Source organism: Pseudoclavibacter sp. CFCC 11306, assembly GCF_008831235.1.
GTDB lineage: Bacteria > Actinomycetota > Actinomycetes > Actinomycetales > Microbacteriaceae > Pseudoclavibacter_A.
Map to the genome: position 1 here is coordinate 1,358,041 of NZ_WBKF01000001.1, position 11,512 is coordinate 1,369,552.

Sequence of the window (11,512 nt, forward strand, 5' to 3'; positions counted from 1 at the left end):
TCACCTGTCGAGGTCGCCGAAGAGGGCGTCGACGTCGGCCGGGTCGACGTCAGTGAGTCGAGACGGGTTCCAGACGGGGTTGCGGTCTTTGTCGATGACCTGTGCACGCACTCCTTCGCGAAAGTCGGGCCGGGCCGTGAGCCCGCTGCACAGACGCAGATCAGTCTCGAACACCTGCTCCAGCGTGCTCTCGGCAGCCAGCTGCAGTGCTCGCTCGGTCACGATCAGTGAGAACGGGCACATGCCGGCGATCAGGTCGGCGGCCTCGTCGGCACCGTCATCGCCGTGATCGTGCAACGATGCGATCACCTTCGAGGGAGACGTATCGGCGAAGGCCTCGTCGATGCCCGCCTGATTGCGCACCAGCACCGAAGCCGGCGGCTCCACCGCAGAACTGCTGATGACCCGTCGCGTGTTCTCAAGGGCTTCGTCACCGGTGCCGACTCCGGCGATCAGCCCGTCGACGACGTCGCCGAGGTAGTCGCTCGGAACGAAGTGGCCGGCGAAGCCCATCGCAATCGCATCGGAGCCGGTCATCTCGCCCGCAGTGTAGGCGAGCAGGTGGCCGAGGCGACCAGGAGCCCGAGCCAGCAGCCAGGTGGCGCCGACATCCGGCATCAGGCCGATGCGCACTTCGGGCATCGCCACGCGAGAGCGCTCGGTCACCACGGGGAACGCACTGTGCGCGCTGATGCCGACGCCTGCGCCCATCGTGATGCCGTCCATGAAGGCCACGACGGGTTTGGGATACCGCGCGATGCAGAGGTCGAGTGAGTACTCGGCGTCGAAGAAGTCATAGCGTTCGAAGGCGGACGCCTGCGAGAGCGCCCGGATGTCGGCACCAGAGCACAGCCCTCGAGCACCGGCACCGCGAATCAGCACCGCCTGCACCTGGTCGTCATCGATCCATTCGTCGAGCTGGCTGTGAATGGTCGCGATCATGTCAGAGGTCAGCGCATTGATGGCACGTTCCCGATTGAGCAGAATCTCACCGAGGTGGCCGCGCACGGTGGTCAGCACATGCGTCTGTGTCGTCTGCTCAGTGGTCATGCCCCCGATTTAAGCACGTGCTGCTGAGAAGCGCCGCACCAGTCGATGATGATATACGCTCACCGGCATGCCCCGGCTGATCGTCACTGTCTCACCGCGGCGTCCGTCGAAGCACGTGCAGTGCTCACGACTTCATCCGGACGTCACGTGTGTGGGCTAGGTTTAACCGCATGAACGCACACACTCCCGACCACGACGCCTCCTCGCGGCGAGGCGGCACCGGCGCTGCCTTCGACGCCCACGACGCCGAGCAGTACGACGATCGGCCTTTGGGCAATCGCCATCACATGAACTTTTACACCCGCCGCTGGGTGCGCCCCGAGGATCTCAACGCGAACGGCACGCTCTTCGGCGGATCGCTACTGAAATGGATCGACGAAGAAGCCGCCATCTATGCGATCGTGCAGCTCGGCAACGAACGCTGCGTCACGAAGTTCTACTCCGAGATCAACTTCGTCTCGAGCGCCTGGCAGGGTGATCTGATCGAGATGGGTCTGGTCGCCACGAAGTTCGGCCGCACGTCGCTGACGATGAGCTGCATCGTGCGCAACATGATCACGCGCAAGACGATTCTCACCATCAACGAGATCGTGTTCGTGAACCTCGGCCCCGACGGCAAGCCCGCCCCTCATGGCTACACCGAGATCACGTATCTGCGCGACCGCATCCCCAAGCGCACCGGCGGGCCGATTCCCCGCGCGCCCATCACCGAAGTGCTCCCGGTCGTTCATCCCGAAGACGCGCATTCAGTCGACATCAACGACGACCGGGCGCGCTGAGCGCACACCAGGTGACGGCCTCCGTCAGCGTCGGCGGTTTCAGAGATCGAGTTCGCGGTTGCCGAAGTTGCGACGGTAGTCGGGGTAGTACGACAGCCAGAGCTTCCACATGTTGAGCCGACGTCGCAGCCCGAGATCACGTCGATAGAAGACCGTGCTGCCCCATCGGCCTTCGCGAATGAGCTGCAGCGCCTCAGCCTTCAGCTGACCTTCAGCGGCGTACCGTTTCAGGATGGGCCGGGGAACTCCGACCCACAGTGCGTGCTCCCGCCCGTAGACGGTCTCGCCGTACTCCTGCTCGACGACGTCGCGCACCAGCCACCGCGCCAGGTTGAGACCGGCGAGCGTGGTGAAGAAGCTGCTGCGTCCCTGGCGCGGGTTCAGCTCGAAGAATCGGTATCGCCCGTCGCGGGGGTCGAGCTTCATGTCGAAGTTCACGAAGCCCACGTATCCGATGGCCTCGAGAAAACGTTTCGCCTGAGCATAGACGGCGTCATTGCTCTCTGACACGATCGCGACGTAGTTGCCGATGCTCGCCGGCGCATAGTCTTCCAGCAGCGGGTTGCCGAGACTCATCATGGCCACGGTACCGTCACGGTTGACGTAGGCGTTCAGCACCCGCATCTGCGAGTCGTCGCCGGGCACGAAGTCCTGCAGAATGAGCTCTCCGGGGTACCCGGCAGAGAAGATCCGTCGCACCGTCTCGTCCAGCTGCTGCCGATTCGCCAGCACATAGGCCTTCTTGCGCCCAGGAAACTGGCAGTCGAGGTAGGCGACGCTGTCAGCCGGTTTCAGCGCGATCGGAAACTCGCTCGGCAGTTCGATCGGGGTGCCTGAGACGAACTGCTGCCGACTGTAGGTTCGGGTGACTGGGTGGTCCAGGCCGTGCTGCTCGCACAGTCGGTAGAACGAGGCTTTGTCGACGAGGCTCGCCAGCAGTTCGTCATCGATCATCACGAAGTCGAACCACTCTGCAAGCGTCTCTCGATGGGCCGAGAGCAGAGCCGAGTACGCATCGCCGCACGGAACCAGCAACAGGCTGCGATTCGGGTCAGCCGCCCGTTCGCGTCGGCCCAGTTCGCTGAGCACCCGCACGAACCCGTCGTCCGATGCGAATTCGCTGTCGATGCTCACCTGCACGATTTTCGAGTCGCGCGTCGGCGTCAGCGGGAACGATCCCAGCGCCCATGAGACCACACCGTATTCCTCGTGGAACGAGCGAGCCATGCCATAGGCGTTGATGTCCGTGCCGAGCAGCACAGGCTGAAACCGATGTGTCGTTGTGGCGGTCATATCATCCTCACTGGGTGTCTGACGCTGCCGGGAAGCCCTGCGTCGCTGCAATTGTAGTCGGGGGCACGCCGTACACTGAGTCTGCGGCCGTCGGGTGCATCTCTGCGTCCTCAAGCCCCGGTGACCAGACGAATCGGCCACGGCGAACACACGAAGGAGACCCACGTGAGACCAGATGTCGGTGTGATCGGTGGTATGGGGCCAGACGCTGCCATCCTCTTTCTGCACACGCTCACTGGCATGACGAAGGTCGCGAGCGATCAGGATCACCTCGATGTCGAGTTGCTGCAGCACTGCAGCATCCCTGATCGCACGGCCTACATCCTCGATCACACCCAGCCGAACCCGGTCGTCCCGATTCTCGACGACGTGCGCGAGCTCAACCGTCGGCAGGTGCAGGTGATCGCCATTCCGTGTAACACTGCGCATTTCTTCTTTGACGAGATCTCGGCCGCAAGCGAGGCTCCCGTGCTGAACATGATCGATCTGACTGCGGCTCACGTGGCCGAACTCGTGCCTCCGGGCAGCAGCGTCGGCGTGCTGGGCACCCGCGGCACGATCTCGTCAGGTCTGTACCAGCATGCCCTCGAAGCCGTCGGCCTGCATGCGCTGAACCCGAGCGAAGCCGTCCAACATGACGTCGACACCCTGATCTTCGACCAGGTCAAGGCGAACCAGCCGCTCGATCGTGACCTCTATATGAGCGTGCTCGAGCGCACGATGCAAGCCGGAGCTCAGATCGCGCTCATCGGCTGCACCGAGCTGAGCGTGCCTGAACACGCGTTCGCGCATGACTACGCGAGTGTGGATGCACTCGACGTGCTGGCCCGCGCGACCATCGTGAGGGCAGGCGGCACGCTGAAGCTCTGAGAGCTGCTCCGGGAGGGTTCAGCGCCCTCAGATGTACATCGCCGGATCGCGGAACTGTTCCATGTCTTCGGGCTCGACGTTCGCCGCCGAACGGCCCGGCCTCGTCGATCCCTGGGAGAGCCCATCGATCGTGGTGCGGTCTGAGGACGCCGGGCTGAGCCCGTCGCGCCGACTTTCTACGTCTCGTGGTCGGGTCTGCGGGCGCGGGCGCGGCTTGGCCGGAATGCCGACCAGCAGCGAGTCGGGTGGTGCGCTTTTGACGACGACGGCGTTGGCTCCAATCGACGAGTGCGAGCCGATGGTCACCGGCCCGAGCACCTTGGCGCCCGCACCGATCAGCACATGATCGCCGATGGTCGGGTGCCGTTTCTCAGCCGCCAGGCTGGTGCCGCCGAGAGTCACCCCGTGATAGATCATCACATCGTCGCCGACCTCAGCCGTCTCGCCGATCACCACTCCCATGCCGTGATCGATGAAGAAGCGCCGCCCGATGCGCGCACCCGGATGAATCTCGATACCGGTGAGAAAACGGCTCAGCTGTGAGACGAACCGCGCAGGCCCTTTCGCGTGATGGCTCCACAGCCAGTGGGCAAGACGATGGTTCCAGATCGCGTGCAGGCCCGAATAGAGAAAGAAGATGCCGGCCGCCGACCGCGCCGCAGGATCGTGTCGACGAGCGTTGTCGATGTCTTCCCGGAGTCTGCTGAACACGCCCACGACTCTATCTGCTGTGCCGTCGACCTGGTCAATCGGCTCAGCAGACGCAGCACCGGTCACGACCGACATCTTCGCATCGACTCAGTCGAGCAGGTCGCTGTACAGCGACGTCGACAGGTAGCGCTCCCCGAAGTCCGGGATGATCACCACGATGGTCTTGCCCGCAGCCTCGGGACGCTTGGCCACCTCGAGTGCCGCCCATGTCGCGGCACCCGCCGAGATGCCGGCGAGGATGCCCTCTTCGCTGGCCAGCGCGCGTGCGGTCGCCGTCGCATCGGGGAACTCCACGTCGATGATCTCGTCGTAGAGCTCGGTGTCGAGCACATCGGGCACGAAGTTCGCTCCGATGCCCTGAATCTTGTGCGGTCCAGGCTTTCCGCCGTTGAGAATCGGCGAGTCGCTGGGCTCGACGCCGATCACCTTGGCGTCTGGATTGGCTGCCTTGATGATCTGGCCGGCTCCGGTCAGGGTGCCGCCGGTGCCGATGCCTGCGATGAAGTAGTCGACGCGCCCCTTTGTCGCCTCGACGATCTCAGGGCCGGTGGTCGCACGGTGCACGGCGGCGTTTGCGGGGTTTGCGAACTGGCTCGCGAGAATGGCGTTGTCGCTCTGCTCGACGAGTTCCTTCGCCTTGGCGACAGCCCCTTTCATGCCCTCAGAGCCGGGTGTGAGCACGATCTCCGCACCGTACGCACGGGCGAGCACGCGGCGCTCGACCGACATAGTCTCAGGCATCGTGAGAACGACATGGTAGCCCTTGGCCGCGCCGACGAATGCCAGGCCGATGCCGGTGTTGCCGCTGGTGCCCTCGACGATGGTGCCGCCGGGTTTCAGCTCGCCGCTGCGTTCGGCGGCCTCGACGATCGCAGCGGCGAGGCGGTCTTTGACGCTGCCTGCAGGGTTGGTGAACTCGACTTTGGCGAGCACCTCGGCATCGCTGTCACCCGGCAGCCTGTGCAGGCGCACCAGTGGGGTGTTGCCGATCGTATCGAGGATGCTGTCGTGAATCTCAGCCATGTCGTGATGCCTTCCGCCGGTCTCTTCGCACACGCCGAACGGCGCGCCTCTCGCAGACTATCGAGCGTCTACGGCATCCCGACGAACCGGCCGTCGCACTTCGTAACAGAGAGTCAGATCGGCAGCGCCCAGTCGACGCCCTGTCCCTCCTGCTGCTGCAGCCAGTCGGATGCGCGACTGAACGGGTGCGATCCGAAGAAGCCTCGGTAGGCCGAGAGCGGGCTGGGATGCGCCGACTCGATCAGATGCGCATTGGGCAGCATCGGCGCCGCGCTGCGCGCATCTCGCCCCCAGAGAATGGCGACCAGCGGGCAATCGCGCTCACCGAGCGCCCGAATGGCACGCTCCGTGACCTGCTCCCAACCGATGCCGCGGTGCGAGGCCGGTCGGCCGAGTTCGCAGGTGAGCACGCGGTTCAGCAGCATCACGCCCTGTCGCTCCCACGGCGTGAGGTCGCCGTTCGCCGGCGTCGGCGCACCGATGTCGTCGTGCAGCTCGGTGAAGATGTTCTGCAGCGACTTCGGCACCGGCCGCACGTCGGGCCGCACCGAGAACGAGAGCCCCATCGCATGACCGGGCGTCGGATATGGATCCTGCCCCACGATCAGCACCCGCACGGCGTCGAGCGGCTGCTGAAAGGCACGGAACACGTTGGGCCCGCCAGGAGCGTAGTGGCGCCCGTCGGAGACCTCGCCGCGCAGGAACTCGCCGATGTGCGCGATGCGTTCGGTCTCAGGCGCGAGCACCGGCGCCCATGACGGATCGACCAGGTCGGTGACCGGGTGCGGATGCCGCTGGGGATCGGTCACGACAGCTTCGGACGCAACGGGCCGCGATAAAGCTTGTGCTGCGCCGACTGAGCGACCGGACGCACCACGACCAAGTCGAGGTTGATGTGCGGCGGCAGCTCGATCGTCTGCACGTTCACCAGAGCGACGTCCTCGGCGCTCAGCGGATGATCCACGTCGGCGTAGACGTCGTCGGCCTTCGCCTGGTCGCCGTGCAGCCGCTTCAGTGAAAACTCCTCGGTGTGCACCAGTCCCGGAGCAATCGCAATGACACGGATCGGCTCGCCGCTGAGCTCGAGCCGCAGCGTGTCGACGAGCGCCTGCTCGGCGTGTTTGGCCGCGGTGTACCCGCCGCCGCCTTCGTAGACGCCGAGCCCGGCCGTCGAGGTCAGGGTGAGGATGCTGACCCAGCCGTGCTCGGCGGCGGTGCGTCGCAGCACCGGCAGCAGCGCCTGCGTCACGCGCAGCGTCGCCACGGTGTTGATCTCATACATCTGAACCCAGTCTTCGACACGACCGCGCTCGACCGGGTCGACGCCGATGGCTCCACCGGTGATGTTCAGCAGCGCGTCCAGCCGACCATGTTCGTCGACGAACTCGGCAAGCGCCTGCACCTCGGCCGGCGACGTCAGGTCGGCGGCGAACGGAATCGCTCCGGTCTGCGCCGCAAGCTCGTCGAGCCGCTCGGCACGGCGTGCCACGGCGATGACCTGCCAGCCGTGTTCGCGCAGCAGTGCCGCCGTCGCGCGCCCGATGCCGCTGCTGGCGCCGGTCACCAGCGCTGTGCGCTGTCGGTCGTCGGTCTCGCCGAGCTCGACGACGCTCGCGCTGAGCGGGGGATGGGATGCCTGCGGTTCTGGAGTCGCTGGTGTCATGCAGAACATCCTAGATGCTGCCCCTCGCAGAATCGCCGACTTGGTAAAATACGGTGATTCACCCATTCTGCAGAGGCGGCCTTCACATGCAGCAGTACGGCGACGGCCGAGCACACGCGCACCGCATCGATCGGGCACGCGACAACGACAGCGACCTCTTCTCACCGGTCACCGACCGCATGATCGCCCGCGTGGCCGGCAAGCCTCCGGTGACCGGGGCCTGGCTGGTCGGCGATCCTCCGGGGCGCCGACAGTTCGTGCACGTCGGCAAGCAGGATCTCGAGTTCGGCGGGCACCTCGACTGCGTGCGCGTCGCATACGAGACTTGGGGCGAGCTGAACGCCGACCGCAGTAACGCCGTGCTCGTCCTGCACGCGCTGACCGGTGACAGCCACGTCGCCGGCGTGCGAGAGCTCGGGCATCACACCGCCGGCTGGTGGGCCGATCAGATCGGCCCTGGGCGCCCGATCGACACCGATCGCTTCTATGTGGTGTGCGCGAATGTGCTCGGCGGCTGTCAGGGTACGACGGGGCCGAGCACGATGCGCCCCTCCGGTCAGCCGTGGGGGTCACAGTTTCCGTACGTCTCGATCCGTGACATCGTGCACGCCAGTCACAACTTCTCGACCACCCTCGGCATCGACCGCTGGCACACCGTGATCGGCCCCTCGATGGGCGGCATGCAGGCGCTGGAGTGGGCGATCATGTATCCCGACGACCTCGAACGACTCGTGGTCATCGCCGCACCGGCGGTCACGAGCGCCGACCGCATCGCCGTGAACTCGGTACAGGTCGACATGATCCGCAGCGACCCCGACTACCTCGGCGGCGACTACTACGACCTTCCCGAAGGGCGCGGCCCGTGGCATTCGCTTGCGCTCGCCCGTCGGGTCGCCGTCACCAGCTACCGCAGCGCCGAAGAGTTCAACACCCGTTTCGGCCGTTCGGCCCAGTCCGGCGTCTCGCCGCTGGGCAAAGGCGGACGCTTCGCCATTGAGTCGTACCTTGACTTTCACGGCAACAAGTTCACTCGGCGTTTCGACGCGAACACCTACATCACCATGCTGGAGGCGATGAACTCGCACGACATCGGCCGTGACCGCGGCGGGGTCGTCGAAGCGCTCGGCAGCATCACGGCGAAGTCATTGGTCGTCGGCATCGACTCCGACCGCCTCTACGGCATCGACGAGCAGCACGCCATCGTCGCAGGTCTGCGCACGCACATCGCCGGCGACGAAGCGGTCGTGGTGCACTCCCCCTACGGGCACGACTCGTTCCTCATCGAGCGAGAGGCGATCGGGGCGCAGCTCGAACGGATCCTCGCGGCCTGAGCTCGGCCACGGCCCAGATCAGCAGCATCACCAGCAGCAGGTTGCGCACGGTGATCACCCAGAGCATCCACGCGCTCAGATTCAGCAGGTAGCCGTACCATGATGGGTAGATCACCTGTGTGAGCACTCCGATCATGGACGTCAGCACCATCGGCACCCACCAGCGCGGCGGCCGCACCGCGGCGAGCAGCAGCACGGGTGCCACCAGCCACACCTCGAACTGCGGCGACCCCACCTTGTTGCACACGATGAAAGTCGTCACGAGCGCAAGCGACGCCCAGGCGAACACCTGCAGCCGGTCGACGCCGACGCGCTGCAGCCGCCAGGCGAGCAGGGCGATCGCCAGCACCATGATGCCCATCAGCACTGTGACGGTCGTCGCGATGACGGGTGACGACGCACTGATCAGCTCGTTGGTGTATATCTCGTGGTTGTAGACGACTGCACCGTCACCCGAACGCGCCCGCCAGAGTCCGACGGTCGCGCCGACCGCCTCGATCTGCAGATTGCGCGAGGCCTGACCGCCAACGAAGCCGAGCAGGTTGGCGACGCCGACGAAGCCGTGCCCGCTGACGAGGGATGCGATGGCGGCCACGACGGCGAGTCCTCCGGTCAGCGCGACGCCGGGTGCGATCAGCGCGCGCAGCATCCGCCGGCCACGCCCCCAGAGCGACGTGACGGCAGCCGCGAGCACAGCCGCCGGCCAGACCTTGACCCACGTGCCGACGGCCAGCAGCAGCCCGGCGAGCGCCGGGCGATGTTCGAGCAGCGACAGCGCGATGACGACCAGAGCGAGCGCAACCGTATCGATGCGCCCCAACGCGACCGGCCCGAGCAGCAGCAGGTAGACCGCCCACCACCATGCGGTACGCATGCGGCGCTCGTTGCGGAACCCCTCGGTGAAGACGCCGAGCGCGACGACGTTCAGCAGAGTGACCATGATCAGCCAGCTGAACGTGTAGTCCAGGCCGGTCGAGGCCCAGAGCGTCAGTGGCAGGAGCATCGGCACCAGGGCGAGCGCCGGATAGACCCATGGGTCGGTGATGCCGTACCAGGTGCCGTACCGGACTGCGTCGAACGACCAGAGGTGATAGACGCTGGTGACATCGCCGAAGGGCGCCCCGTACTGATGGCGACCGCTCAGTGCGAGCCAGAGGTGCACCATGAGGAACGCCACGATGAGCACGGTCGGTCGTGCGGCAACCCGGCTGACGACGGTCATGAGTCTCGTTCGCCGGGGCGCGGCCATCACATCGGTCGAATCCGTCTTCGGTGCGCTGCTCGTCATCGAAGGTTCAGTTTACCGGGCGCTGACGACGTGCTCATCCGGCAGCGACGTCTCTGCCTCCGTGCTCTGCATCTCTGCGGCGTCTGACCAGCTGATGCGGGCGAGAGCAGGCCGATGGTCAGTTCTTTCGGTCGACTCTGCCGCCGCGACCCAGCAGCCAGCCGATCAGAATGCCGATGAGCAGCAGGATCACGGTGAAGATCCAGAACGAGCCGCTGAGCTGCATGCCGAAGAGCACCAGCGTCACCGTCGAGGTGTTCTGGAAGATGAAGATCAGGGCGAGCACGACGAGCACCAGCGCGGGCCAGGTCTTCTTGAGCCACCCGCCGACCCGCTCGCCAGCGGTGACCTCGTGGTGCGGTGTGGGGTTTCTCTTGTCAGCCATGGTCTCTTCCTGCCTGTGTCTGGGGCTGATCGCTCCGATCGACCCCACAGTTCCCTGTGCTCAACAGTATGACCGTTCTCATGCTCCTGCGCAGAAATGCGGTCGTATGCGATGCGCTCTGCGGGCGACGGCCTTCGATACACTGTGGCTCAGAGACGTATGCCGTCCGTCATGTTCGCCAGATGAGAAGGATCACGATGAGTTCCGTTCCCCCTGAAAACCCGACGACTCCGCCGGCGAACTGGTATCCGGATCCGGCTCAGACCGGCTGGCTGCGCTGGTGGGACGGCTCCCAGTGGACCGAGCACACCGCACCCGATCAGCAGGCGGTTGCCCCCGGATACGGCTCGCCCACCCCGCGTAAAGGCAAGACCTGGCTCATCGTCGGCATCGCCGTGGCCGGTGTGCTGCTTCTGGCCGGAATCGCCATCGGCCTGTTCGCGGTGATCGGCAACGCCACGAGCAGCCCCAAAGAGGTCGTCGCGAAAGCCATCGCATCGGCCGAGAGCGGGGACTGCGACGGCGCCGCCGAGTACTACACGTCGTCGATGGCCTCGCAGATCAAGGCAGGCTGCAGCCAGATCGGCAGCCTGCCGAACGGTCTGAACGACAGCGGCTCGGGCTCTGACACCACGAACGGCATGGGCATCTCGAACGACTTCTCGTCAGAGAGCATCACCGGCGACTCCGCCACGGTGACCTACGCCGTCGACGGCGAGTCCGGCTCCGGACTCACGAAGGTCACCGTCTCAGGCACATACGACTACAAGCTGGTCAAAGAGAGCGGCAGCTGGAAGATTTCGGGCATCGACACCTCGAACATGAAGATCGACGTGCCGGGGCTGGGCGACCTCAGCAAGCGCTACGGTGACCTGGGCAGGCAGTACAACAACGATCTGAACGAGGACTACGGCGACCTGGGCGATTTGGGCGACCTAGGCGACCTAGGTCAGTACGGCAGCGGTTCGGGCTCCGGCGCAGGGACCGGAACGGGCGCCACCCGCCTCGGCACCACTATCTGACCGCAGGCCGCAGAGCCGGCGCGCCCACCGCATCCGCCCGCCCCGCGACATGGCAGAGACAGCAGAGACGGCGACGGCAGAGACGGCGACAAGACAA

At 65.5% G+C, this 11,512-nt stretch carries 11 protein-coding genes and 1 pseudogene; 4 read left to right on the forward strand and 8 right to left on the reverse strand.

Annotated features, from left to right (window positions below):
- Positions 1-1,050, reverse strand: coding sequence for an enoyl-CoA hydratase/isomerase family protein (locus F8O09_RS06035; protein WP_158030633.1), 1,050 nt, complete (start codon positions 1,048-1,050; stop codon positions 1-3).
- Positions 1,051-1,337: 287 nt separating this feature from the next.
- Here F8O09_RS06035 and F8O09_RS06040 point away from each other — a divergent pair, with 287 nt between their 5' ends.
- Positions 1,338-1,829: a hotdog domain-containing protein gene (locus tag F8O09_RS06040; protein WP_225732928.1), complete on the forward strand. Its 492-nt coding sequence runs from the start codon at positions 1,338-1,340 to the stop codon at positions 1,827-1,829.
- 39 nt (positions 1,830-1,868) lie between these two features.
- Here F8O09_RS06040 and F8O09_RS06045 read toward each other — a convergent pair whose 3' ends face one another.
- Positions 1,869-3,122, reverse strand: a complete 1,254-nt coding sequence (locus tag F8O09_RS06045; protein WP_158030631.1) for a carboxylate--amine ligase — start codon at positions 3,120-3,122, stop codon at positions 1,869-1,871.
- A gap of 165 nt (positions 3,123-3,287) precedes the next feature.
- On the opposite strand from F8O09_RS06045, the gene F8O09_RS06050 reads away from it, so the two are divergent.
- Complete coding sequence (locus tag F8O09_RS06050; protein ID WP_158030630.1) at positions 3,288-3,992, forward strand: aspartate/glutamate racemase family protein; 705 nt, start codon at positions 3,288-3,290, stop codon at positions 3,990-3,992.
- Between the two features lie 186 nt (positions 3,993-4,178).
- Here F8O09_RS06050 and epsC read toward each other — a convergent pair.
- From epsC to F8O09_RS06070, 4 genes and pseudogenes are all read right to left on the reverse strand, one after another.
- A pseudogene (gene epsC, locus F8O09_RS06055) lies at positions 4,179-4,709 on the reverse strand (serine O-acetyltransferase EpsC); the annotation flags it as partial.
- Between the two features lie 81 nt (positions 4,710-4,790).
- The gene (cysK, locus tag F8O09_RS06060; RefSeq protein ID WP_158054276.1) at positions 4,791-5,726 is read right to left on the reverse strand and encodes a cysteine synthase A; all 936 of its coding nucleotides are present in this window, start codon (positions 5,724-5,726) and stop codon (positions 4,791-4,793) included.
- Positions 5,727-5,839: 113 nt separating this feature from the next.
- On the reverse strand, positions 5,840-6,535 hold the full coding sequence (locus F8O09_RS06065) for a uracil-DNA glycosylase (RefSeq protein ID WP_158054277.1): 696 nt from the start codon (positions 6,533-6,535) through the stop codon (positions 5,840-5,842).
- The gene (locus tag F8O09_RS06070; RefSeq protein WP_158054278.1) at positions 6,532-7,389 is read right to left on the reverse strand and encodes an SDR family oxidoreductase; all 858 of its coding nucleotides are present in this window, start codon (positions 7,387-7,389) and stop codon (positions 6,532-6,534) included. Before F8O09_RS06070 ends, F8O09_RS06065 begins: the two co-directional genes overlap by 4 nt.
- A 125-nt stretch (positions 7,390-7,514) precedes the next feature.
- Here F8O09_RS06070 and metX point away from each other — a divergent pair, with 125 nt between their 5' ends.
- The gene (gene metX, locus F8O09_RS06075; RefSeq protein WP_412973582.1) at positions 7,515-8,720 is read left to right on the forward strand and encodes a homoserine O-acetyltransferase MetX; all 1,206 of its coding nucleotides are present in this window, start codon (positions 7,515-7,517) and stop codon (positions 8,718-8,720) included.
- Here metX and F8O09_RS06080 read toward each other — a convergent pair.
- Together F8O09_RS06080 and F8O09_RS06085 are read right to left on the reverse strand one after the other, a co-directional pair.
- The gene (locus F8O09_RS06080) at positions 8,668-10,008 is read right to left on the reverse strand and encodes a glycosyltransferase 87 family protein (protein ID WP_158054280.1); all 1,341 of its coding nucleotides are present in this window, start codon (positions 10,006-10,008) and stop codon (positions 8,668-8,670) included. The genes metX and F8O09_RS06080 overlap by 53 nt on opposite strands.
- A gap of 118 nt (positions 10,009-10,126) precedes the next feature.
- Entirely contained in the window at positions 10,127-10,393 is a 267-nt protein-coding gene (locus tag F8O09_RS06085) for a DUF1049 domain-containing protein (protein WP_192497579.1), read from the reverse strand.
- A 197-nt stretch (positions 10,394-10,590) separates the two neighbouring features.
- Between F8O09_RS06085 and F8O09_RS06090 the strand changes: the two genes are divergently transcribed.
- Positions 10,591-11,415: a DUF2510 domain-containing protein gene (locus tag F8O09_RS06090; protein WP_192497580.1), complete on the forward strand. Its 825-nt coding sequence runs from the start codon at positions 10,591-10,593 to the stop codon at positions 11,413-11,415.
- Positions 11,416-11,512: the final 97 nt, after the last annotated feature.